Source organism: Actinomadura sp. NPDC049382, assembly GCF_040677125.1.
Taxonomy (GTDB): domain Bacteria; phylum Actinomycetota; class Actinomycetes; order Streptosporangiales; family Streptosporangiaceae; genus Spirillospora; species Spirillospora geliboluensis.
On sequence record NZ_JBFARO010000045.1, the window covers coordinates 23226 to 45377 of the forward strand.

General features: G+C 73.7%; 20 protein-coding genes. 9 read left to right on the forward strand and 11 right to left on the reverse strand.

The features are described from left to right. Positions 1–23: 23 nt before the first annotated feature. Genes AB0K34_RS24850 through AB0K34_RS24880 form a run of 7 tightly spaced genes read right to left on the reverse strand, consistent with a single transcriptional unit; the run spans position 24 to position 7131 of the window. A complete protein-coding gene (locus tag AB0K34_RS24850; RefSeq protein WP_364551126.1) occupies positions 24–1277 on the reverse strand; it encodes a hypothetical protein in 1254 nt (417 codons plus the stop codon). Next, positions 1274–2077 (reverse strand): sugar phosphate isomerase/epimerase family protein, encoded by an 804-nt coding sequence (locus AB0K34_RS24855; RefSeq protein WP_364551128.1) that lies wholly within the window; start codon positions 2075–2077, stop codon positions 1274–1276. Before AB0K34_RS24855 ends, AB0K34_RS24850 begins: the two co-directional genes overlap by 4 nt. Further along, positions 2074–3198, reverse strand: coding sequence for a dihydrodipicolinate synthase family protein (locus tag AB0K34_RS24860; protein ID WP_364551130.1), 1125 nt, complete (start codon positions 3196–3198; stop codon positions 2074–2076). The genes AB0K34_RS24855 and AB0K34_RS24860 overlap by 4 nt, the downstream gene beginning before the upstream one ends. Beyond that, on the reverse strand, positions 3195–4340 hold the full coding sequence (locus AB0K34_RS24865) for a Gfo/Idh/MocA family oxidoreductase (protein WP_138635509.1): 1146 nt from the start codon (positions 4338–4340) through the stop codon (positions 3195–3197). The genes AB0K34_RS24860 and AB0K34_RS24865 overlap by 4 nt, the downstream gene beginning before the upstream one ends. A 30-nt stretch (positions 4341–4370) precedes the next feature. Beyond that, positions 4371–5177 carry an ABC transporter ATP-binding protein gene (locus tag AB0K34_RS24870; RefSeq protein ID WP_364551132.1) on the reverse strand — a complete coding sequence of 269 codons (807 nt, stop codon included), beginning with the start codon at positions 5175–5177 and terminating at the stop codon, positions 4371–4373. Between the two features lie 20 nt (positions 5178–5197). Next, positions 5198–6220 (reverse strand): ABC transporter substrate-binding protein, encoded by a 1023-nt coding sequence (locus tag AB0K34_RS24875; protein ID WP_301174782.1) that lies wholly within the window; start codon positions 6218–6220, stop codon positions 5198–5200. A gap of 41 nt (positions 6221–6261) precedes the next feature. After that, a complete protein-coding gene (locus AB0K34_RS24880; RefSeq protein ID WP_171068902.1) occupies positions 6262–7131 on the reverse strand; it encodes an ABC transporter permease in 870 nt (289 codons plus the stop codon). Positions 7132–7271: 140 nt separating this feature from the next. Here AB0K34_RS24880 and AB0K34_RS24885 point away from each other — a divergent pair, with 140 nt between their 5' ends. Beyond that, positions 7272–8327 (forward strand): LacI family DNA-binding transcriptional regulator, encoded by a 1056-nt coding sequence (locus AB0K34_RS24885; RefSeq protein ID WP_138635506.1) that lies wholly within the window; start codon positions 7272–7274, stop codon positions 8325–8327. A gap of 65 nt (positions 8328–8392) precedes the next feature. Here AB0K34_RS24885 and AB0K34_RS24890 read toward each other — a convergent pair whose 3' ends face one another. Next, positions 8393–8518 carry a hypothetical protein gene (locus AB0K34_RS24890; RefSeq protein ID WP_274704593.1) on the reverse strand — a complete coding sequence of 42 codons (126 nt, stop codon included), beginning with the start codon at positions 8516–8518 and terminating at the stop codon, positions 8393–8395. 201 nt (positions 8519–8719) lie between these two features. Here AB0K34_RS24890 and AB0K34_RS24895 point away from each other — a divergent pair, with 201 nt between their 5' ends. After that, positions 8720–9253: an NADAR family protein gene (locus AB0K34_RS24895; protein ID WP_301174781.1), complete on the forward strand. Its 534-nt coding sequence runs from the start codon at positions 8720–8722 to the stop codon at positions 9251–9253. A gap of 36 nt (positions 9254–9289) precedes the next feature. Beyond that, positions 9290–9652 (forward strand): hypothetical protein, encoded by a 363-nt coding sequence (locus AB0K34_RS24900; RefSeq protein ID WP_138635504.1) that lies wholly within the window; start codon positions 9290–9292, stop codon positions 9650–9652. Between the two features lie 4 nt (positions 9653–9656). Here the strand turns inward: AB0K34_RS24900 and AB0K34_RS24905 are convergent, their stop codons facing one another. Both AB0K34_RS24905 and AB0K34_RS24910 read right to left on the reverse strand, forming a co-directional pair. Continuing rightward, positions 9657–10595, reverse strand: coding sequence for a hypothetical protein (locus AB0K34_RS24905; RefSeq protein ID WP_364551136.1), 939 nt, complete (start codon positions 10593–10595; stop codon positions 9657–9659). Continuing rightward, positions 10592–11158: a sigma-70 family RNA polymerase sigma factor gene (locus AB0K34_RS24910; protein WP_138635502.1), complete on the reverse strand. Its 567-nt coding sequence runs from the start codon at positions 11156–11158 to the stop codon at positions 10592–10594. Before AB0K34_RS24910 ends, AB0K34_RS24905 begins: the two co-directional genes overlap by 4 nt. Positions 11159–11358: 200 nt before the next feature. On the opposite strand from AB0K34_RS24910, the gene AB0K34_RS24915 reads away from it, so the two are divergent. Then, positions 11359–14856 carry a WD40 repeat domain-containing protein gene (locus AB0K34_RS24915; RefSeq protein WP_364551137.1) on the forward strand — a complete coding sequence of 1166 codons (3498 nt, stop codon included), beginning with the start codon at positions 11359–11361 and terminating at the stop codon, positions 14854–14856. Positions 14857–14874: 18 nt separating this feature from the next. On the opposite strand, the gene AB0K34_RS24920 is transcribed toward AB0K34_RS24915, so the two are convergent. Next, positions 14875–17034 (reverse strand): germacradienol/geosmin synthase, encoded by a 2160-nt coding sequence (locus AB0K34_RS24920; protein ID WP_364551139.1) that lies wholly within the window; start codon positions 17032–17034, stop codon positions 14875–14877. A gap of 124 nt (positions 17035–17158) precedes the next feature. Here AB0K34_RS24920 and AB0K34_RS24925 point away from each other — a divergent pair, with 124 nt between their 5' ends. The 5 genes from AB0K34_RS24925 to AB0K34_RS24945 are packed head-to-tail and all read left to right on the forward strand — an operon-like array spanning position 17159 to position 22045. Next, the gene (locus AB0K34_RS24925; protein ID WP_364551141.1) at positions 17159–17530 is read left to right on the forward strand and encodes a phage holin family protein; all 372 of its coding nucleotides are present in this window, start codon (positions 17159–17161) and stop codon (positions 17528–17530) included. 37 nt (positions 17531–17567) lie between these two features. Further along, the gene (locus tag AB0K34_RS24930) at positions 17568–18434 is read left to right on the forward strand and encodes an aldolase (RefSeq protein WP_364551143.1); all 867 of its coding nucleotides are present in this window, start codon (positions 17568–17570) and stop codon (positions 18432–18434) included. 49 nt (positions 18435–18483) lie between these two features. Next, positions 18484–19014 (forward strand): 2Fe-2S iron-sulfur cluster-binding protein, encoded by a 531-nt coding sequence (locus tag AB0K34_RS24935; RefSeq protein ID WP_138635515.1) that lies wholly within the window; start codon positions 18484–18486, stop codon positions 19012–19014. After that, the gene (locus AB0K34_RS24940) at positions 19011–19991 is read left to right on the forward strand and encodes a xanthine dehydrogenase family protein subunit M (protein WP_301178203.1); all 981 of its coding nucleotides are present in this window, start codon (positions 19011–19013) and stop codon (positions 19989–19991) included. Before AB0K34_RS24935 ends, AB0K34_RS24940 begins: the two co-directional genes overlap by 4 nt. Beyond that, positions 19988–22045, forward strand: coding sequence for a xanthine dehydrogenase family protein molybdopterin-binding subunit (locus tag AB0K34_RS24945; RefSeq protein ID WP_364551145.1), 2058 nt, complete (start codon positions 19988–19990; stop codon positions 22043–22045). Before AB0K34_RS24940 ends, AB0K34_RS24945 begins: the two co-directional genes overlap by 4 nt. Positions 22046–22152: the final 107 nt, after the last annotated feature.

Below are 22152 nucleotides of genomic sequence, written 5' to 3' on the forward strand. Positions count from 1 at the left end.
ACTTGTCGCATGTCCACATCGGGTCACGCCCTCGCCCGGCGGCGCCACGCGTGGGCGAGCGTCCCGGCCACGGACACGAGCAGGCCGACGGGGGCCGCCGCCGCGTGGCCCGCCACGGTCAACGCCACCGCCACCGCCGCTCCGGGGGCCCAGATCCAGGTGGCCACGGGGCGCGCGGGCCGTCCGCGCCGCCGCCGTGCCGCCTCCGCCGCCATCGGCGGGACGAGCGCCGGCAGCGCCGCGGCCAGCACCGTCAGCCAGTCGAGCAGCATCCGGTCCACGCGCAGCGCGGCGAGCACCGCGCCCGGCACGGCGATCGCCAGGACGGCCACCGTCTGCCGCGAGCGCAGCCGCGCCATGACGTCCGCCGGCCGTCCGGCGTCCGGGCGTTCGGCGGGCAGGAAGCGGCGGACGGCGAGCGCGCCGGAGTGCACGGCGGCCAGCGTCGGGGCGATGACCGACGCGGCGACGAACAGGTTCGCGGCCGGCAGCCCGTCCGGCCCGGCGAGGACGGCGACGACGTCGGTGGAGCCGCTCGCCGCCGCCACCCCGGCGCCCACGACGGAGGCCGCGAGCGCCGGGACGACGAGCAGCGCGACGCAGGCCGCGAGGTCGCCGCGCCCGCGCAGGCCGACCGTGAAGTCCGGGGCCCGGACGGCGAACACCGACACGTAGCCGATGTATCCGGCGAGGTCGGCGGCGAGGACGCCCGGCGGCCCGTCCCGCGCGAGCGACACCGGGGACGCGGGCGGCGCGAGCTTCACCGCCACGATGCCGATCAGCGCGATCGCGGTGAGCGTGGTGACGACGGCGATCGCGTTCCACCGCCCGCCGCCCGCGATCAGCACCGCGACCAGCGGGACGGCCAGCGCCGTGACGCCGACCGCGTCCGGGACGCCGCCGAGCGCAGCGGCCGCCGCGCCGCCGAGGCCGAGGTTGAACCCGAACCAGCCCACCATCGCGACCGCGAGCAGCGCGGTGAACGCGCGCTCGGCGACCGGCGGGAGGTAGCGCGGCGCCAGCTCGGCCATGCCCGCGTCCTCCCCGGCGGGCGCGCGCAGGCCGAGCCGTCCCTGCGCGAGCAGCAGCACCGTCATGACGGCGCCGCCGACCAGCAGGACCAGCAGCGGCAGCGCGCCGCCGTGCCGCCCGCCGACCTGCGCGCCGAGGACGAGCGCGCCCGGCGCCGTGCCGATCCCGAGCCACGCGCCGGACGCCGCCCGCCAGGTCCGTCCCCCGTCCCCGGACGCGCGCGGACGGGCCGGCGCGGACGTCACGCGACGTGTTCCGCGAAGCGCGCCAGCGTGAGGGCGAGGGCCTCCGCGCCGGGCATGGCCCACAGCGCGTCGTTGAAGATCTCGACCTCGATCGGGCCGGTGTAGCCGGTCGCGTCCACGGCCTCGCGGAAGCGGCGCAGCTCCACGCACCCGTCGCCGAGCATGCCGCGCCCGGTGAGGACGCCCTCGGGCAGCGGCGTCACCCAGTCCGCGACCTGGAACAGCGAGATCCGGCCCTCGGCGCCCGCGCGGGCGATGCCCGCCCAGGCGTCCGGGTCCCACCACAGGTGGTAGGTGTCGATCATGACGCCGACCTGCGCGGCCGGGAACGGCGCCGCCAGGTCGAGCGCCTGCGCGAGGGTGGAGACCACGCAGCGGTCGGAGCAGTACATCGGGTGCAGCGGCTCGATCGCGAGCTGCACGCCGTGCTCGCCCGCGTAGGGCGCCAGTTCTGCGAGGAGGTCGGCGACGCGTGCGCGCGCGCCGTCCAGGTCACGGGAACCGTCCGGCAGACCGCCGCTCACCAGGCACAGGGAGGGCGCGCCCAGTTCGGCGGCCTCCTCGATGGCGCGCCGGTTGTTCTCCAGCGCGTCCGGCTCCTGGAAGAAGCCGCCCCGGCACAGGGACGTGACCGCGAGCCCGTGGTCGTGCATGAGCTTGCCGGTGCGGGCCAGGCCGTACTCGGCGACGGGCTCCCGCCACAGGCCGACGCCCGTCACACCGGCCGCGGCGCAGCCTTCGGCCAGGTCGGGCAGGGACCAGTGCCGGGTCGTCCACTGGTTGAGACTGAACCTCGTCATGCGGCTCCTTGGACGGTCAGCCAGGCGCGCATCCGGTGCGCCGCCAGCCCGGGGTCGGGGAAGAGGCCGGCGGCGTCGGCGAGCTGGAACAGGCGCACCATGTGCGGCACGGAACGCGCGGTCTCCAGCCCGCCGACCATGCGGAAGTGCGGCTGGTGGTCGGTCAGCCAGGCCAGGAACACCACACCTGTCTTGTAGTAGTAGGTGGGCGCCTCGAACAGGTGGCGCGACAGCGGCACGGTCGGGGCGAAGATCTCCTCGTAGGAGGCGAGGTCGCCGCCGTCCAGGGCGCGCAGGGCCGCGGCGGCGGCGGGCGCGATCGGGTCGAAGATGCCGAGCAGCGCGTCGCTGTGCCCCTCGGCGTCGCCCTTGATCAGCTCCGGGTAGTTGAAGTCGTCGCCGGTGTAGAGGCGCACGCCGGCCGGCAGCCGGCGCCGGAACGCGATCTCCCGGTCGGCGTCCAGCAGCGAGATCTTCACCCCGTCGATCCGGGACGCGTGGTCCTCGATGAGGGCCAGCAGCGCGCCGGTCGCCACGTCGAGGTCGGGGGAGCCCCAGTAGCCGTCCAGCGCCGGGTCGAACATCGGCCCCAGCCAGTGCAGGACGGCCGGCCGCTCGACCTGCGCGAGCAGCCGCCCGTAGACGTCGGCGTAGTCCTCCGGGCCGCGCGCCGCGGCGGCCAGGTGGCGGCTCGCCATCAGCACGGGGACGGCGCCGGCCGACTCGATCACCGCGAGCTGCTCGGTGTAGGCGGCGACGATCTGCTCCAGCGTCGCGGGGCCGGGCGGGAGCTGGTCGGTGCCCGCGCCGCAGACGATCCGGCCGCCGACTGAAAGCGCTTCCCGACCGCTCCGCAGAATGAGCTCGCGGGTCGCCGCCCAGTCCAGGCCCATGCCGCGCTGCGCGGTGTCCATCGCCTCCGCGACGCCGAGCCCGTACGACCACAGGTGCCGCCGGAACGCCAGCGTCGTGTCCCAGTCGAGCGAGTCGCCGGACAGCTCGGGCACCACGTGCGCGGCCGCGTACGCGACCCGCGCCGTGCTCGGCCCCGGAGGCGGCTCGTAGGTGCGCGGTTCGCCCATCGTGTAGGGCGTGAGCGAACCCGTCAGATCGATCTTCACAGGTCCGGAACCTCCAGCCGGCGGCCCTCCCGCCAGGACCGCAGCCCCAGCTCGGCGAGCTGCACGCCGCGCGCACCCGCGTAGAAGTCCCAGGGGAACGGGCCGTCGTCGGCGACGTGCCGCAGGAACATCTCCCACTGCGCCTTGAACCCGTTGTCGAACTCGACGTTGTCGGGGATCTCCTGCCACTGCGAGCGGAAGTCCTCGGTGGCGGGCAGGTCGGGGTTCCACACCGGCTTCGGCGTCATCGACCGGTGCTGGACGCGGCAGCGCCGCAGCCCCGCGACCGCCGAGCCCTCCGTCCCGTCCACCTGGAACTCCACCAGCTCGTCGCGGAACACGCGGGTCGTCCAGGACGAGTTGACCTGCGCGACGATCCCGCCGTCCAGCTCGAAGATGCCGTAGGCGGCGTCGTCGGCGGTCGCCTCGTAGGGCTTGCCGTCCTCGTCCACCCGCTCGGGGATGTGCGTCGCCCCGAGCGCCTGCACGGACCGGACGGGCGCGACCACCCCGTCCAGCACGTACCGCCAGTGGCAGAACATGTCGAGGATGATCCCGCCGCCGTCCTCGGCCCGGTAGTTCCAGCTCGGCCGCTGCGCGTCCTGCCAGTCGCCCTCGAACACCCAGTAGCCGAACTCGCCGCGCACCGACAGGATGCGGCCGAAGAAGCCGCCGTCCACCAGCCGCTTCAGCTTGAGCAGGCCCGGCAGGAACAGCTTGTCCTGGACGACGCCGTGCTTGATGCCCGCCTCGTCGGCGAGCCGGGCCAGCGCGAGCGCCTCGTCCAGGTCCTCGGCGAGCGGCTTCTCGGTGTAGACGTGCTTGCCCGCCGCGACGGCCGCCCGGATCGCGTCCACCCGCGCGCCGGTGACCTGCGCGTCGAAGTAGACGTCGATGCCCGGACGCGCCAGCGCCTCGGCCAGGTCCGTCGTCCACGCGGTCAGCCCGTGCCGCTCCGCGAGGTCGCGCAGCTTGGCCTCGCTGCGCCCGACGAGCACCGGCTCCGGCCACAGCACGGTGCCGTCGCCCGTGCGCACCCCGCCCTGCTCGCGGATCGCGAGGATCGAGCGGAGGAGGTGCTGGCGGTACCCCATCCGGCCGGTGACGCCGTTCATGACGATCCCGATGGACCTGCGTTCCATCCCGTTCCTTCCCAACCTGTGGTGTACGTGTCAATCGGCCGCGGCACCCGCGCCGAGCAGACCTCGGACGCGGTTGGTGACGCGGGCGAACTCGGGGCGGGCCATGGTGGCCGCGTAGTCGCGCTCCGGCGGCAGGTCGACGTCGATGACCTCCTCGATCGTGCCGGGCCGGTCGCTCATCACCACGACCCGGTCGGCCAGGTACGCGGCCTCCGCGATCGAGTGCGTGACGAGCAGGATCGTCGTGCCCGTCTCCCGCCAGATCCGGTTCATCTCGACGTTGAGCTGCTCGCGGGTGAGCGCGTCGAGGGCGCCGAACGGCTCGTCCATCAGCAGGACGGGCGGCTCGTGCAGCAGCGCGCGGCACAGCGCGACCCGCTGCTGCATGCCGCCGGACAGCTCGTGCGGCAGCGCGTCCTCGAACCCGGTCAGGCCGGTCATCTCGATCAGCTCGGCGGTGCGCCGGCGGGCCTGCTCGGCCGGCATCTTGCGCATCTCCGCCTGGAGCAGGATGTTCTTGCGGGCGCTGCGCCACTCCAGCAGCGCGGCGCGCTGGAACACGTAGCCGATGTCGTGGCGCGGTCCGGTGACCTTGTCGCCGCGCAGGAGAACGTTCCCGGTCGAGGGCTTCAGCAGGCCCGCGACCAGCTTCAGCATCGTGGACTTGCCGCAGCCGGACGGCCCGACGATGGCGACGAACTCGCCCATCGCGACGTCCAGCGACACCTCGCGCAGGGCGGTGACGTCGCGCTTGCGGCTGCGGAACTTGACCGCGACCCCGTCGAGGCTGACGGCGGTCTCCCGCCCGGTCTCCGGTTCGGCTGCCGATTTGCTCATGGTCTTCATCGCTCGTCCCGTCATGACTGCGGAGCGGCCGACGCCTGCCAGTACTCCGACGGCGGCTGCGCCTTCTCGATGACTCCGGCCTGCTGGAAGGTGGTGATGGTGGTCTTCCAGTCGTCCTCGGCGTTCACGCCGGGGGCCTTGCCCTGCGTCGCGGGCGTGTGCAGCAGGGTCAGCGTGGTCTTGAACTGCTCGGTGATGACCTTCTCCGGCGGGAGCTGCTCGGACGCGCCGGCCATGCTCGCGACGGCGCCCGCCTGGTCGCCCTCCGCCGCCGTCCACGACTCGCTCGTGGCGGCGACCATCTTCTTGACGAGGTCGGCGTCGCTCTTCAGCTTCCGCTCGCCGACGATCAGGCCGTTGGAGAAGAAGTTCAGCCCGAAGTCGGCGTACCGCAGGTACGAGACGCCCTTGCCGGACTTGTCGGCCATCGTCGGGCCCTGGTCGTTGGCGAAGCCCATCAGCCCGGCCGTCTTGCCGGACAGCACCGCGGCCATCTTCCCGGCCGGGTCGGTGTTCTGGACGGGCACCTCGCTCGGGTTGATCCCGTTCTTCTGCAGGAACACCGGGAAGGTGCGGGCCAGCGCGTCCCCGGCCGTCCCGGCGATCTTCTTGCCCTTCAGGTCGGCGGGCTTCTTGATCCCGGACGAGGTGAACGACTGCACCGACGCGGGCGTGGTCTGCAGGAACACGCCGACGCTCTTGACCGGCATGCCCTTGTCGACGGCGGCCAGCAGCGCGGGCGTGTCGGCCCAGCCGAAGTCGGTCTGCCCGGCGGCGGCGGCCTGGACGGTCTTCTGCGACCCCTGCCCGGCCTTGATCTCCAGGTCGATGCCGTGCTTCTCGTAGATGCCCTTCTTCTTGCCGTAGTAGAACGGCGCGTGCTCGCCGTACGGGTACCAGTTCAGGGTCAGCGTGACCTTGGTCAGCTTCTTGCCCGAGGCGCTCGTGGTCTCGTCGGAGTCCCCGCCGCAGGCGGTCCCGGCGAACGCCACGACCGGTGCGAGGACGGCGATGGCGAAGGTGCGGAGTTTCATATCGGACGGCCCTCCGTATGGGGTGGGGTTGCGGCGGGGGGTCAGTAGGTGGTGGTGACGGCTTCGCCGCGGTTGCTCGCGTGCCAGGGCAGCAGCAGCTTCTCCGCGACCTCGACGACGACGAACATCACGACGCCGATGGCCGACATGACCAGCAGCCCGGCGAACAGCATCGGGGTGTCGAGGTTGCCGTTGGCCTGCAGGATCACGTAGCCGAGCCCCTCGTTCGCGCCGACGAACTCGCCGACGACGGCGCCGGTGACGGCGAGGGTGACCGCGACCTTCAGGCCGGAGAACAGGTGCGGGAGCGAGGCGGGCAGCCGGATCTTGGCGAAGGTGGCCAGCGGGCTCGCGCCCATCGTGGCCGACAGCTGCAGCATCTCCGGGTCCACCGCCTTCAGCCCGGCGACCATCGAGATCACCACCGGGAAGAACGCGATCAGGACCGCGACGACGATCTTGGGGCCGATCCCGAAGCCGAGCCACACCACGAACAGCGGGGCGATCGCGATCTTCGGGATGACCTGCGCGAACAGCAGGATCGGGTAGAGGGTGCGCTCGACCGTGGACGAGTACACCATGATCACCGCGGCCGCGACCCCGATGAGCACCGCGAGCGCGAAGCCGATCAGGGTCTCGTACGTGGTGACCCACGTGTGGTGCCAGATGTAGCCCCACTTGTCGGCCATCAGCCGCAGCGTCGCGCCGGGCGAGGGGACGAGGTACTCCTCGACCAGCTTGAACGCGCTGACGGCCCACCAGGCCGCGAAGCAGGCCAGCAGCAGCGCGACCGGCCGCCACGACCGCTCCAGGCCGTCGCGTAGCCGCTCGCCCGCGCCGGGCCGGCCGCGTTCGACGACGCCGGGCGCGTCCGCTGGGGACGGCGCGGTCGTCGTGCCCTGACTCACCATGGGGTCCTCCGGGACGGGTGCCTGTGAAAGCGCGTTCAGAAAGCGCTTTCTGATGTACCGTAGGAAGCGACGCGCACCGCGGTCAAGAGGGTCTTCGCCAAGACCCGCCGCGCCGGGCGGCGTCGACCGAGGGGGCGGTGATGACCGAAGCGGCCGAGGAGGAGCGCGCGGAGCGGGCCTACGTGACCCTGCAGGACGTGGCCCGCGACGCCGGCGTCTCCCTCGCCACCGCGTCCCGCGTCCTGAACGGGACCTCGCAGGTCCGCGCCGACCTCCGGGAGCGCGTGCTCGCCTCCGCCGGACGGCTCAGCTACACGCCGAACGCGCACGCCCAGGCGCTGGCCAGCGCGTCCAGCACCTCCGTCGGGGTGATCTGCCACGACGTCAGCGACCCCTACTTCGCCGCCGTCGCCCGCGGCGTGATGCGCACCGCCGCCGACCACGGGATGCTGGTGATGCTCGCCAGCACGTTCCGCGACCCGGCCCGCGAGATCGAGTACGTGGCGATGCTGCGCGCCCAGCGGGCCCGCGCGATCCTGCTCATCGGCTCCGGCTTCGAGGACCGCGACTGGGAGCGCTCGATGGCCGCCGAGCTGGACCCCTACCAGCGCACCGGCGGCCGCGTCGCCGTCCTCAGCCGGCACCGCAGCCTCAAGGTCGACGCCGTGCTGCCGCAGAACCGGGAGGGCGCCGCCGCCCTCGCCCGCGCGCTGCTCGACCTCGGCCACCGCGACTTCGGCGTGCTGTCCGGCCCGCGCGCCCTGACCACCGTGTCCGACCGGCTCGGCGGCTTCGCCGACGCGCTCGCCGACGCGGGCGTGCGGATCCCCCCGGAGCACATCGTCGAGGCCGCCTTCACCCGCGACGGAGGCTACGCGGCGGCGACCGAGCTGCTGCGCCGCGACACCCCGCCGACCTGCGTGTTCGCCGTCACCGACGTGATGGCGATCGGCGCCCTCGCCGCCTTCCGCGACAGCGGCCTGTCAGTGCCCGGCGACATCTCCCTCGCGGGCTTCGACGACATCCCGATCGTCCGCGACCTGACCCCGCCGCTGACCACCGTCGCGCTGCCGCTCGACGCGATGGGGGAGCGCGTCATGGGCCTCGCCCTGCGCGAGCCCTCCGCCCGCCGCAGCCGCATCGAGCGCGTCGCCGGCGAGGTCGTGCTGCGCGCCAGCACCGCCGCACCCCGCTGAGACGAAGAGCCGAGACGCGAAGAACCCGCCCGGATCGACCGGACGGGTCCTGATCTATGCGCAGATCAGCGCGCCGCGAGATCCTCGCCGGCCTCGGCCTCCGCGGGACGCTCCGCGTCCGCGTCCATCGGCCGCCGCTCCGGCCACGAGTCGATCTTCGTGCGACGAGGGTTCGCCAGGGCATTCTCCATTGGTACCGCAGTCCTCCCAGTTCGAGCCGGGGTCTGATCAGCAAATGTTCCCGGCCACCGGCCCGCTTTCGCAAAATGGTCTAGACCGCGTCCCTCCCCCGAGCAGGGACGCAGCAGGACCCCTAACGCCGGGAATTGATCATCCATTCCCGACCGGAAAACCCGATGGCCGCCGCGCCCGCGCCCTGGCACCCTTCTCCCATGGACGCAGCCGAACTGGCCCGCCTGCAGAACAAGGGCGCCCGCCTGAAGTTCCTGTTCTTCTGGGGCCATCAGACCCCTGGTCGCGGCTACCTCAGCCAGTGGTGGCCGTCCCCCTTCACCGTGGACGGCGTCACCTATCGGACGGCCGAGCACTACATGATGGCTGGGAAAGCCCGCCTCTTCGGCGACGAGGAAACGGCCGCCGCCGTCATCGCCGCGGCCCATCCCCGCCGCGCGAAAGACCTCGGCCGCCGCGTCCGGAACTTCGACGAGGAAACGTGGCGGAACCATCGTGTGGCGATAGTCACACGGGCCAACGAGGCGAAGTTCGCCCAGCACGAAGAACTGCGCGACTACCTCGCCGGCACCGGCGACCGCGTCCTCGTCGAGGCGAGCCCCCTCGACCGCGTCTGGGGCATCGGCCTCGCCGCCGACGACCCCCGCGCCGAGCAGGTCGCGTCCTGGCGCGGCGAGAACCTCCTCGGCTTCGCCCTCATGACCGTCCGCGAGTCGCTGTTACCTCCGGGGTAATCGATCCGCGCCGCGGGCTTTGGCAGGGTCGGCGCCATGGAACGCGCACTGGAGATGTTGGCGGGCGGCCGGGTCGCCTGGGGGACGCTGGCGCTCGCGGCGCCCGGCCTCAACCTGAAGCTGGCGGGCATGGGCTCCCGGGACACCCCCGAGCTCCGCTACCTCATCCGCGTCTTCGGCAGCCGCGCCGTCGCGCTCGGCGCCGGCTACCTGATGAGCGACCCGGCGGCGCGGCGCCGGTGGAGGCGGCTCTGCCTGCTGGTGGACGCGTGCGACACCGCCGCGGGCCTGGTCCACCTGGCCCGCGGCGACGTCCCGCGCGGCTCGATGGCCGCCCTGGTCGCGATCACCGGCACCTACGCGGCCCTCGACACCCTCGCCCTCAGCCAGGGCGACTGAGCCGTCAGCCGGTCGGGCCCTGGCCGGGGAGGGCCGGGGCCGGTGCGGGCCGCTCCTTGGGGGTTTCGCCCACGAACAGGAGGACCTGGCCCTTGGCCCAGGGGACCGCGTCGTGGACGTACCACGAGTCCGGAACCTGGCCCGGGTACAGGGCCTTGCTCTCGTTGCCGTCCATGTAGCGGTACTCGGGCACCGAGACGTGGCGCTTCTTCAGGGCGGCGAGGACGTCGCCCACGCGGTGGCCCCGGAACGTCATGCCGTGCATGGCCTCGCCCGGCGCGGTGACCGGCGCGCTGCTGTTGTACTGCTCGCCCGGACGGGCGGCGCGGGCGAACACGATCTCGGCGCTGCCCTTGTAGTCGGTGCGGACGCGGACGCCGACCGGGCAGATGTCGCCCCCGCCGCCGGTCTCGCACTCGCCCTTCGCGGTGATGGTGGTGACGTCGTCCGGCTTCGTGCCGTCGCTCGTGTCCATCATGACCACGGTGCCGACGATGGACGGCGACCCGGGGACGAAGGACAGCTTGACCTTGAGGCCGTGCTGGGCGAACTCCTCCCGGTACCGCTGCGGGTCGGCGAGCGGGTCGCGGACCTTCACGTCGATGTAGCCGCCCTTGCGCGTGAAGGACAGGGCCGCCACGAGGGAGACGTTCGGGTTCGGCTTCGCGGTGGTGACGGCCGGGGTGCGCTCCGGTCCGCCGTCCGAGGGGAGGACGGCCACCGCGACGGCGGCGGCGCAGGCCACGCCCGCGGTGGCCAGCGGGAGGCCGAAGGTCAGCAGCGGTGAGCGCCGCCTGCGGGGCGCCGCCGGCGCGGGGCCGGGGGCGGCGGCGGTGATGCGGTCGGCCAGGTCGGCGGCGGCGTCGTCCGGCAGCAGCCGCGCGGCCTGGGCGTCGGTGACGGTGGCGAGCCGGGCGATCTGAGAGTCGATGTCACGGTTCATGCGTGTTCTCCGTTCGGGATGCGCGCGGCGGCGGGCAGGGCGGGCGCGTCCGCGCCGTCCAGCGCGCGGGCGAACCGGCGGCGGGCGCGGTGCAGGCGGATCCGCACGGCGTTGCGGGAGCAGCCGAGGACGGTCGCTATCTCGCCGTGGTCCAGCCCCTCCCAGCCGACCAGGGACAGCAGCTCCCGGTCGCGCTCGGGCAGCGTGCGGAACGCGGCGGCGACGTCGGCGAGGCCCGCCGCGTCCGGGGCGGCGGGGGCGGCGGTGCGCAGCCGGGCGCCGAGGTCGGCGGCCAGCGCGGACCGGCGGCGCTCGCCGCGGTGGTGGTTGGCGAGCACCCGGCGCGCCGTCCCGTACAGCCACAGCCGCGCCTGCCCGCCGGGCGGGACGTCGTCGAGCCGCCGCCACGCCGTCAGGAACGTCTCGGCGAGGACGTCGGCCGCGTCCTGCGGGTCGGCGGTGCGGCGCATCGCGTACCCGAGGATCTGCGCCCGGTGGGCCGCGTAGATCTCCTCGAAGCGGCGCCGCCGGTCGTCGGGCGGATCGTCGTAAGGGGATGGCAATCCCGCTCCTCTCGTCGCGCGCGCCGGGGCGCGGCGGATTCGGCTGACACCCCCCACATGTCCGCGCGGCGCCGGGCATTTCGCGGCACCGGCGGCGAACCGGCCCGGAAGTAGCATGAAGGGTCGGGTGATGATCGAATTCCGGGTCCGGAGGACGGTAAATGGGGCGTCGGCGGGGTCCAGTGTTCCCGGGGTACCTGATGATCCTGCTGGTGGCGCTGCTGGGCCTGGCCTTGCAGGTCTCCCCGCAGACGACCCACGCGGTGCAGGAGTGGGCGCTGCCCGTCATCGTCCTGTGCATGCTGCTGATCCCGCTCGTCCTGGCGTGGGAGAAGGCGCAGGAGCGGCGGTCCCTCGCCCGGCCGGTGTGGAAGACCGACCGGTCGCCCTACCCGGGCCTGGACGCCTTCACCGAGGAGGACGACGGCGTCTTCTTCGGCCGCGACGGCGAGGTCCACGAGCTGATCGAGCGGCTGCGGCCGGGCGGCGGCACGCGGTCGATCGCGGTGACCGGGCCGTCCGGGGTCGGGAAGTCGTCGCTGCTGCACGCCGGGGTGCTGCCCCGGCTCCGGCAGCAGCGGGCCTGGATCGTGCTGCCGTCGCTGACCCCGGAGGACGACCCGTTCCGCTGCCTCGGCTACGTCCTCGCGGACGCGGCCGGCGGGACCGGCGACGCCGAGCGCATCGCCGCCGACCTGCGCGACCGCCCCGGCGACCTGCGCCGCCACCTCGACGCGCTGCGGCGCGGCCGGCGTAACCGGTCGCTGCTGCTCGTCGTCGACCAGGCCGAGGAACTGCTGACGCTCACCGACCCGGAGCGCAGCCGCGCCTTCCTCGGGATGCTGCGGGACGGGCTCGACGCCGACCCGAAGCTGTGGGTCGTCCTGGTGTTCCGCGCCGAGTTCCTCACCGCGTTCCTCAGCGGCGAGCACGCCGCCCTGTTCCGGCACCCGTTCACGGTGACCGCGCTCGACCGGGCGGCGCTGCGGACGGTGATCCGCGAGCCGGCGGAGCGGGCCGGCATCGTGTTCGAGCCGCCGGAGCTCGTCGCGCAGATGGCCGACGACACCGGCGACGGGACGGCGCTGCCGCTGCTTGCCTACCTGCTGCACGAGCTGTACCTGCGCGTCGGGCGGGACGGCACCATCACCGCCGAGCACTACCGCCGGACCGGCGGCGTCGACGGCGCGCTCACCCGCCGCGCCGACCGGGTGATGCGCGAGATGGAGGCCCTCGACCCGGCGCCGCCCGTCCTGGAGACGCTGCTGAAGTTCGTGCGGTTCACCGAGGGGCGGCCGACGCGCCGCCGGGTGCCGGCGAGCGAGCTCGACGCCGCCGGCCGGCTGGTCGTGGACGCGTTCGTCCGGGAGCGGCTGTGCACCAGCGGCGAGGAGGGCGACGAGGCCGTCTTCGACGTCTCGCACGAGGCGCTGTTCTCCGCGTGGGCGCCGCTGCGGCAGACGATCGCGCTGCACGCCGAGGCGCTGCGCCGCCTCGCCGACCTGGCGCAGTGGGCCGCCGAGTGGGACCGCTACGGCCGCCAGGAGGCGTACCTGCTGCGCGGCGAGCGGCTCGCGGCGGCGCGCAGGTGGCTCGCCGAGGCCGACGGGCTCGCCGCCGCCGAGCCGCTGGTCACCGAGTTCGTGGAGATCTCGCACCGGTCCGACGGGGTCGCGATGCGGCGGCTCGCCGACTCGATCGCCCGGCAGGCGCTCACCGGCTTCCGCACCGACCCCGAGCACAGCCTGCTGCTCGCCCTGGCCGCGCACGAGGAGTGCGCGCCGACGCCGCTGGCCCGCCGGGCGCTGTCGGCGGCGCTCGCGGTGTCGCGGGTGCGGGGCGTGCTGCGCGGCCACGACGACCGCGTCTGGGCGGTGGCGTGGTCGCCGGACGGCGCCCTGGTCGCGACCGCGTCCTCGGACCGGACGGTCCGCGTGTGGGACGCCGGGGGCGGCGAGGTCGCGGTGCTGCGCGGGCACGAGGCCCCGGTCGTCGCCCTCGCCTGGTCGCCGGACGGGCTGCGGCTCGCGTCCGCGTCCGACGACGGGACCGTCCGGGTCTGGGACACCGCCGCCCGCACCCGGGTGGCGCTGCTGCGCGGGCACGGCGACATGGTGTGGGGCGTGGCCTGGTCGCCGGACGGCACCCGCCTCGCCTCCGCGTCCCGCGACGGCGACGTCCGGATCTGGGACCCGGCGGACGGCACCGCCACGGCCACGCTGAGCGGCCACGACGGCTGGGTCCGCGACGTGGCGTGGTCGCCGGACGGGACGCGGCTCGCCAGCGCGTCCGACGACCGCACGATCCGGATCTGGGACGCCGCCGACGGCCGGGAGGCCGCCGTGCTGACGGGCCACGAGGACACCGTCCGCACGGCCGTCTGGTCGCCCGACGGCACCCGCGTCGCCAGCGGTTCCTACGACCGCACGGCGCGCGTGTGGGACGCGGCGACCGGCGCGGTCGGCCTGGTGCTGACCGGGCACGCCGACATCGTCTGGGCCGTCGCGTGGTCGCCGGACGGCGCGCGGATCGCCACCGCGTCCCACGACCGGACGATCCGGCTGTGGTCGGCCGCGGAGGGCACCGAGCTGGCGGTGTTCCGCGGGCACGCCGAGGCGCTGCGCGCGGTGGCGTGGTCGCCGGACGGCGCCCGCCTCGCGACCGGCTCCAACGACCGCACCGTCCGGTTCTGGGACGCCGAGCGCGCCGCCGAGGTCGCGGTGATGCGCGGGCACGAGCGCGCGGTGTCGGCGGTCGACTGGTCGGCGGGCGGGATCGCCTCCGCCTCGCACGACGGCACCGTCCGGATCTGGGACGCCGCCGCCATGGGGGGTGGCCCGCGCGTGCTGACCGGGCACACCGACGAGATCTGGGACGTGGCGTGGTCGCCCGACGGCGCCCGCCTCGCGACCGCCTCCCGCGACCGGACCGTCCGGGTCTGGTCGGCGGACGGCGCCGAGGAGAGCGTCCTCGCCGAGCACGGCGACTGGGTGCGGGCCGTGGCGTGGTCTCCGGACGGCGCCCGGCTGGCCAGCGTCTCCGACGACCGCACCGTGCGGGTGCAGGCGCCCGACGGCTCCGCGCCGCTCGTGCTGGACGGCCACGAGGACACCGTGCGCGCCGTCTCCTGGTCGCCCGACGGCGAGCGGATCGCCACCGGCTCGCAGGACGGCGCGGTCCTGATCTGGGAGGCCCGGACGGGTCTGCGGGTCACCGCGCTGACCGTGCCGCAGGGCGCCGTCCGCGCCGTGGCCTGGTCGCCGGACGGCGCGCACATCGCCGCCCTCTCCGGCGACCGCGCGGTCCGGGTGTGGAACGCCGCGGAGGGCGCGGAGGTGTCGGTGCTGTCCGGGCACGACGGCTGGCTGTGGTCGGTGGCGTGGTCGCCGGACGGCCGGGTGCTGGCGACGGCGTCCGCCGACCGGACCGTCCGGCTGTGGGACGCCCTGGCCGGCCGGGAGCTGTCGGTCGCGGCCGTCCACGACGACGACATCTGGGACGTGGCGTGGTCGCCCGACGGCGCCCGCGTCGCGACGGCCTCCGGCGACCGGACGGTCCGGGTCTGGGAGGTCGTCACCGACGGCGCGGCGCTCGTCGAGCGGGCCCGGACGCGCGTGTTCCGGCGCCTGACGCCCGACGAGCGCCACACCCTCATGATCCCGGCGCCGCGTCCCGCCCCCGAGCCCGCCGACGCCTGATCCGGGCGGCCGCCCCGGTCACCGGGGCACGGGGTTCCCGCGCCCGCCGCGGCTGAACAGGTAGAACGCCGACGTGCCGATGCCCCTCGGCGTGGGCAGGGCCGGCCGGCGCTCGTCGTAGCGGTCGGACTCGCGGTGCCACTTGAGGATGCCGGCCATCCAGTCGCGGAGTTCACCGACGTAGGCGTCCAGGGACGCGCGGGCGGTGTCGTCCAGGCCGAGCTCGTCGGCGAGCGCCGGGAGCTCGTGGGCGGCCAGGTGCTCGAACTGGCGGCGGCGGGACGTGATGAGGTCGTTGACGATCGGCAGCGCCTCGTCGCGCCCGCAGCCGAAGAAGTTCTCGATGGCGAGGACGCCGTTGTTCAGCTCGCCCTCGTACTCGATCTCCTTCTGGTAGGAGAAGCAGTCGTTCAGCAGGCAGGCGACGTCCATCACCGACACGTCGATCTCGCGGAGCGTGCGCGTCCGGAACACCTCCGGCGGGATCTCGTGGGAGTGGTCGATCCGGCACAGGGCCATCGTCATCTCGGAGCCGAACGTGTGCCGCCGCATCTCGACGTAGTCGACGGGGTCGGGGATGCGCGACTGGAGGTGGTTGTTCAGCTCCCAGACCCAGCTCTCCACCATGTGCTCGACGGCGGCGCGGAACTCGCGGCGGCCCCGGTCGTCCATGGGCAGGGCGGTGCGCGGCCACAGGTCGGCGAGCGCGGCCTCGAAGGCGTTCTCGGGCGGGGGAGTGGAGCCGCAGTCCAGCGGCATGAAGCCGCCGACGCGGGCGTTGAACAGCTTCGCCCCGGCGATGTCGCGGTCGCGGTTGTAGATCGCGGGGAAGAAGTCGTCGCCGTAGGTGCCGAAGGCCAGCCACTGGGTGGCGAGGTCGAGGCCCTCGGCGCTCGCGTCCGGGTTCAGCGACGCCGCGCAGATCTCCAGCGCCATCCCGGTGAGCCGCTCGGCCGACCACACCGACACGGGCAGCCGCGGATGCGGCGAGAACATGCCCATCTCCCGCGCCCACACGACCACGTTGCGGCCGGCGGCCTCGCGGTGCGGGTTGACGCGCGGCGCGTACGGGATGTCGAACTCCGGCAGCGGCGTCGGGCCGACCTTCTGGAACGGGACGTGCGGCAGGCTGATCCGGGCCGATTTCAGCAGCGCCGGGATGCGGGCGGCCGACATCCCGAGCGACTTCTTGTTCATGTAGCGGCTGGAGCGCATGTGCCACTCGTGGCCGCCGGACTGCCAGTCCTGGAGGGCCTTGACGTAGGCGGCCACGCTCGCCTGCTCGGCCGGGTCGAGCGCGTGGTCGGCGACGATGTGCGGCAGCTCGGTGACGGCGGTGTTCTCGAACTGCCGGAGCCGTGACGTCAGCAGGTCGTTCACCGTGTCGGCGGCCGTCTGCGGCGCCACGTCCAGGAACCGCTCCATCACCAGGACGCAGTTGTTGACCTCGCCCTCGGACTCGGTCTCGCGCTGGTAGGAGAAGATGTCGTTGCGCAGGTGGACGCCGTCGGAGAAGGTGTCCTTCAGGACGCGCAGCGGCCGCGTCCCGACGACGCGCTCGGGGATCTCGACCCCGGCGGCGTGCTCGGCGAGATCGGCCGACCAGGGCGCCCCGCCGACCTTGCGCCGCATCTCGATGTACTCGACGGGGTTCGGGATGCGCCCGGTGCTGATGTTGGACAGCTCCCACAGCGACTCGCGCAGCAGGTTCACGGTGCTCACCGAGAAGCGCTCGCGCCAGGCGTCCGACTTGGCGGGGACGGTCCGCGCCCACAGGTCGGCCAGGCCGCGCTCGACGGCGTTCGTCGCCTCGGGCGGTTCGAGCGACATGAACAGCGGCAGCCGGTCGAGATAGGTGCGGGCGCCCTCCTGGTCCTGGGTCTTCTTGAACACCTCCAGGAAGTGGTCGTCGAAGTAGAACACCCAGACGTACCAGTCGGTGATGAGGTCGAGTTCGGGGCCGTCGCAGTCGGGATGGGTGTAGGCGCACAGGAGCGCGTAGTCCATCGCTTCGAGCGCCGGCTCGTCCCAGATGTGGGGGGTGCCGGGATCCCGGTCGTCGTCCAGCATCCTCATCTCGCGGGCCCACTCCATCGTGTGCTTCCGCGCGCCCTCCAGGTGCGGGTTCAGCCGGGCGGGATACGGGACGTAGAAGTCGGGCAGCTCGAAAGGTTGCATCGACCGGCCTCTCTGTCGGCTCCGGGGCGTGGTCCGGTCGGAAACCTAGCGCAGTCATCAGGTGACCGAGGGTGACACTTTGCTCTCCCGGTTCCTTCGCCCTCCTGCGGGTAAGCCGGAGGTCATGACGGAGTCGAGCGAACCCGCGGAGGTCGGCGGCTCGCTGGAGCAGAACCTGGTGCTCGCCCGGCGGGTGGTCGACGCCGCGCAGCGGGAGATGGCGGAGAAGGCCCGGCAGCGCGTCCCGGCGCTGCGGCTGGGCGCGGTCGCCGGGGTCTGCGGGGCCCTCGCGACCGCCGCGACCTACCGGATGAACGTGCTGCTGCTGGAGAAGAAGCTGCCGCCCGAGCTGGCGTCGTTCGTCGCGGCGGCCGTGTACGGCGGCGGGGCGGGCGCGGCGGCGCTCGCCGCGTCCCGCAAGTGGCGGGGCCTGCCGCCGCCGCTGCCGGCCGACACGGCCCGGCAGGTCGTGGAGATACTCTCCGACACGGACTGATTGACACACGGTAGCGGGCGTCAGCAGACTCGGCGGCGTGCGCATCAGCGAGCTGACCGACGTGCGGGCCGCGCGGCCGGGCGCGATCGCCGAGGCGGCGGCCGCCCGGCGGCGCCGCGACGCCCCGCTCGGGCCGTCCGGCCGGCTGCTGATCGTCGCGGCCGACCATCCGGCCCGCGGCGCGCTCGCCGCCGGCGGCGACCCGGTCGCGATGGCGGACCGCGCCGACCTGCTCGACCGGCTCCGCACCGCGCTGGAGCACCCCGGCGTGGACGGCGTCCTCGGCACCCCCGACGTCCTGGAGGACCTGCTCCTGCTCGGCGTGCTGGACGACCGGCTCGCGATCGGGTCGATGAACCGCGGCGGCCTCGCCGGGACGTCCTTCGAGATCGACGACCGGTTCACCGCCTACGACGCCGACGCGGTCGCGGCGGCGCGGCTGGACGGCGGCAAGATGCTGCTGCGCGTCGACGACGCCGACCCGGCGACCGCCCGCACGCTGGAGGGCTGCGCGCACGCGGTGTCGGGCCTCGCCCGGCACCGGCTGATGGCGATGGTGGAGCCGTTCGTCGCGCACCGGATCGAGGGCCGCGTGCGGAACCTGCTGACGCCGGAGGCGATGATCCGCGCGGTGTCGGTGGCGTCCGGGCTCGGCACCACGTCGGCGTACACGTGGCTGAAGCTGCCGGTCGTGCCGGAGATGGAGCGGGTGATGGCGGCGACGACGCTGCCCGCGCTGCTGCTCGGCGGCGAGGTCGCGGGCGAGCTCGGCCCGGTGCTGGACGGGTGGCGCCGCGCGCTGCGCATCCCCGGCGTGAAGGGCCTTGTCGCGGGGCGCTCCCTGCTGTACCCGCCGGACGGCGACGTCGGCGCCGCCGTGGACGCCGCCGTCGAACTCCTCTAGCCGGACTCACCCCGGCGGTTCCGGGTAGGGGCGCAGCATGGACACGCCTATGCACGCCGACATCACCCTGGTCGTGAACGGCACCGAGCACCGGCTCAGCGTCGACACCCGCGCGTCCCTGCTGGACGTCCTGCGGGAGGACCTCGGGTTGACGGGTTCGAAGAAGGGCTGCGACCACGGCCAGTGCGGCGCCTGCACCGTCCTGCTGGACGGGCGCCGGGCGAACGGCTGCCTGGCGCTGGCCGTCGCGCACGACGGGGCCGACATCGTCACGGTCGAGGGGCTCGAAGAGGACGGGCGGCTCAGCCCCGTCCAGGAGGCCTTCATCGAGCAGGACGCCTTCCAGTGCGGGTACTGCACGCCGGGGCAGCTCTGCTCCGCCACGGCCGTCCTCGCGGAGGCCGAACGCGGCTGGCCCAGCGCCGTGACCGAGGACCTGGGGTCCGATCCGGTGCTGGACGACGACGAGATACGCGAGCGCATGAGCGGCAACCTGTGCAGGTGCGGCGCCTACGCGGGCATCGTCGCGGCGGTGCGGCAGGCCGCCGCCGCTCGGGCGAGGGAGGCGGCGCAGGCATGAGGCCCTTCGCGTACGAGCGCGCCACCAGCGCCGAGGACGCCCTCGAACGGCACAACGGCGGCGCCGTTTACCTGGGCGGCGGGACCAACCTCGTCGACCTGATGCGGCTCGGCGTCGAGGAGCCGGGCAGGCTCGTGGACGTCGCGCACCTCCCCTACGGCGAGATCGAGCTGCGCCCGGACGGGAGCCTCGTCATCGGCGCGGCCGTGAGCAACAGCGACCTCGCCGCCGACCCGACCGTCCGGGAAGGCCACCAGATGCTGGCGCAGGCCGTCCTCATGGGGGCGTCCGGGCAGATCCGGAATGTGGCCACGGTCGGCGGCAACCTCCTCCAGCGCACGCGATGCTCGTACTTCCAGGACACGGCCAAGCCGTGCAACAAGCGGAACCCCGGAAGCGGATGCCCGGCCAGGGAGGGCGAGCACCACAACCTGGCGATCCTGGGGCATTCTCAGGCATGCGTGGCGACGCACCCGTCCGACATGGCGGTGGCACTGGCGGCCCTGGGCGCGTCCGTACGCGTCATGGGGCGTGCGGGGGAGCGGACCATCCCCATCGAAGACCTGCACCGGCTGCCCGGTGACGAGCCGCAGCGCGACACCACGCTTGAGGACGGCGACCTCATCACGGCCGTGGAGGTGCCTGCGCTGGGCATGGCGTCGCGGTACCGCAAGGTGCGGGAGCGCGCGTCGTTCGCGTTCGCGCTCGTCTCCATTGCGGCGGCCCTGGACGTGCAGGACGGCCTCGTGCACGACGTCCGGCTGGCCTTGGGCGGCGTGGCCCACAAACCGTGGCGGGCCTGGCGCGCCGAAGAGGCGCTGCGCGGCGCCGAGGCGACCGAGGAGGCGTTCCAGCGCGCCGCCGAGGCCGAACTGGAGGCCGCCGAGCCGCTGCGCGACAACGGCTACAAGGTGCCGCTCGCGCGCAACCTCATCGTCCGGACGCTGTCGGAACTCGCGGGAACGGGGGCATCATGACCGAGCGCTTGGAGAGCCGCGAGAAGGTGACCGGGCGGGCGCGGTACGCGTTCGAGTACCAGGTCGAGAACGTCGCCTACGCCTCGGCCGTCCAGGCGAGCGTGGGCAAGGGCGAGGTCAGGTCGGTCGACACCGAGGCCGCGCTGCGGATGCCCGGTGTCATCGCCGTCCTGTCCTGCGAGAACGCCCCGGCGCTCAGCGACACCTCCGACGGCGAGCTGGCCCTGTTCCAGTCGCGGACAGTCTCCTATAGGGGCCAGTTCATCGCCGCTGTGGTCGGCGAGACGCTCGAAACCGCGCGGGAAGCGGCCCGCCTCGTCAAGGTCGAGTACGCGGAGGAACGACCCGACGTCACGCTTCGCACCGACCACCCCGGCTTCTACAAGCCGGACAAGGTGAACCCCGTCTTCCCCACCGACACCGAGCAGGGCGACCCGGAGGACGCGTTCAGCAAGTCGGCCGTCTGCGTGGACGTCACCTACACGACCCCGGCCGAGCACAACAACCCGATGGAGCCGCACACCACGCTCGCCCAATGGAACGGCGACGGCTCCCTCACCCTCTACGACTCCACGCAGGGCGCGTCGCCCGTGCAGGCCACGCTCGCGAAGGTCTTCGGCCTGGACCCGTCCCAGGTTCGCGTGGTGGCTCCCCATGTCGGCGGTGGGTTCGGCTCCAAAGGGACGCCCAGGCCGAGCGTCGTGCTGGCGGCGATGTGCGCGCGCGCCGCGGGACGTCCGGTCAAGTTCGCCGTTCCTAGGCAGCAGATGTTCGCCACGACCGGCTACCGCACGCCGACCATCCAGCGCATGCGGCTCGGCTCCGACGAGAACGGCCGGCTGAACGCCGTCCTGCACGAGGTGTTCGAGCAGTCCTCCACCGTCAAGGAGTTCGCCGAGCAGACCGCGACGCCGACCCGCGTCATGTACCAGGCGCCTCATCGCCGCACGTCCCACCGCCTGGTGCGCCTGGACGTGCCCACACCGTCCTGGATGCGCGCCCCGGGCGAGACGCCCGGCATGTACGCGCTCGAATCGGCGATGGACGAGCTGGCCGGCGCCGCCGGCATCGACCCCGTCGAACTGCGCGTCCGCAACGACACCGACCGCGAGCCGGGCAGCGGGCTGCCGTTCAGCTCCCGCAACCTGGTCGCGTGCCTGCGGGAGGGCGCCGACCGGTTCGGCTGGGACCACCGCGACCCCGCCCCCGGCTCCCGCCGGGAGGGCCGCAAGCTGGTCGGGATGGGCGTCGCCGCGTCCACCTACCCCGCCTACCTGCAGCCCAACAGGGCGATGGCGCGCGCCGAGCCCGACGGGACGTTCACCGTCCGGATCGCCGCCGCCGACATCGGCACCGGCGCCCGCACCGCCCTCACCCTGATCGCCGCCGAGACGCTCAAGTCCGACCTCGACCACGTCCGGCTCGAGATCGGCGACAGCTCGTTCCCGCGGGCGTCCGTCGCGGGCGGCTCGTCGGGGACGGCGAGCTGGGGCATGGCCGTCGTCCGCGCCTGCGAGGCGTTGAAGGGCAAGCTGAACGGCGCGGTGCCGCCCGAAGGGCTGGAGGCGTCCGCCGACACCACCGAGGAGGTCGGCGGGCGGGACGAGTACGCGCGGCACGCGTTCGGCGCGCAGTTCGCCGAGGTCGAGGTGGACGCCGACACCGGCGAGACCCGCGTCCGCCGCATGCTCGGCGTCTTCGCCGCCGGCCGGATCATCAACCCGACGACCGCCCGCTCCCAGTTCATCGGCGGCATGACGATGGGCATCGGCATGGCGCTGATGGAGGAGAGCGTCATGGACCGGGAGTTCGGCGACTTCCTCAACCGCGACCTCGCGCAGTACCACGTCCCGGCCTGCGCGGACGTCCGCGACATCGAGGCGGCGTGGCTGGAGGAGTCCGACCCGCACCTGAACCCGATGGGCTCGAAGGGCATCGGCGAGATCGGCATCGTGGGCGCCGCGGCGGCCGTCGGCAACGCCGTCCACCACGCGACCGGGATCCGCGTCCGCGACCTGCCCATCACCCCGGCGAAACTGCTCCCCCACCTCTGAACCGCGCCGCCACCTCTGAACCGCGCCCCCACTTCTGAACCGCGCCACGGCCCTGACCGGGGACGGAGGTCCTGACCGGGCTTGACTGATTGAAAAGTTCACTATCA

What these genes read in the sequence shown, in the direction of transcription:
- AB0K34_RS24855 (WP_364551128.1), bottom strand. Translation starts at nt 2,077, where the DNA reads ATGACGAGGTTCAGTCTCAACCAGTGGACGACCCGGCACTGGTCCCTG.
- AB0K34_RS24865 (WP_138635509.1), bottom strand. Translation starts at nt 4,340, where the DNA reads ATGGAACGCAGGTCCATCGGGATCGTCATGAACGGCGTCACCGGCCGG.
- AB0K34_RS24870 (WP_364551132.1), bottom strand. Translation starts at nt 5,177, where the DNA reads ATGAGCAAATCGGCAGCCGAACCGGAGACCGGGCGGGAGACCGCCGTC.
- AB0K34_RS24875 (WP_301174782.1), bottom strand. Translation starts at nt 6,220, where the DNA reads ATGAAACTCCGCACCTTCGCCATCGCCGTCCTCGCACCGGTCGTGGCG.
- AB0K34_RS24880 (WP_171068902.1), bottom strand. Translation starts at nt 7,131, where the DNA reads ATGGTGAGTCAGGGCACGACGACCGCGCCGTCCCCAGCGGACGCGCCC.
- AB0K34_RS24885 (WP_138635506.1), top strand. Translation starts at nt 7,272, where the DNA reads ATGACCGAAGCGGCCGAGGAGGAGCGCGCGGAGCGGGCCTACGTGACC.
- AB0K34_RS24890 (WP_274704593.1), bottom strand. Translation starts at nt 8,518, where the DNA reads ATGGAGAATGCCCTGGCGAACCCTCGTCGCACGAAGATCGACTCGTGG.
- AB0K34_RS24895 (WP_301174781.1), top strand. Translation starts at nt 8,720, where the DNA reads ATGGACGCAGCCGAACTGGCCCGCCTGCAGAACAAGGGCGCCCGCCTG.
- AB0K34_RS24900 (WP_138635504.1), top strand. Translation starts at nt 9,290, where the DNA reads ATGGAACGCGCACTGGAGATGTTGGCGGGCGGCCGGGTCGCCTGGGGG.
- AB0K34_RS24905 (WP_364551136.1), bottom strand. Translation starts at nt 10,595, where the DNA reads ATGAACCGTGACATCGACTCTCAGATCGCCCGGCTCGCCACCGTCACC.
- AB0K34_RS24915 (WP_364551137.1), top strand. Translation starts at nt 11,359, where the DNA reads ATGATCCTGCTGGTGGCGCTGCTGGGCCTGGCCTTGCAGGTCTCCCCG.
- AB0K34_RS24920 (WP_364551139.1), bottom strand. Translation starts at nt 17,034, where the DNA reads ATGCAACCTTTCGAGCTGCCCGACTTCTACGTCCCGTATCCCGCCCGG.
- AB0K34_RS24925 (WP_364551141.1), top strand. Translation starts at nt 17,159, where the DNA reads ATGACGGAGTCGAGCGAACCCGCGGAGGTCGGCGGCTCGCTGGAGCAG.
- AB0K34_RS24935 (WP_138635515.1), top strand. Translation starts at nt 18,484, where the DNA reads ATGCACGCCGACATCACCCTGGTCGTGAACGGCACCGAGCACCGGCTC.
- AB0K34_RS24940 (WP_301178203.1), top strand. Translation starts at nt 19,011, where the DNA reads ATGAGGCCCTTCGCGTACGAGCGCGCCACCAGCGCCGAGGACGCCCTC.
- AB0K34_RS24945 (WP_364551145.1), top strand. Translation starts at nt 19,988, where the DNA reads ATGACCGAGCGCTTGGAGAGCCGCGAGAAGGTGACCGGGCGGGCGCGG.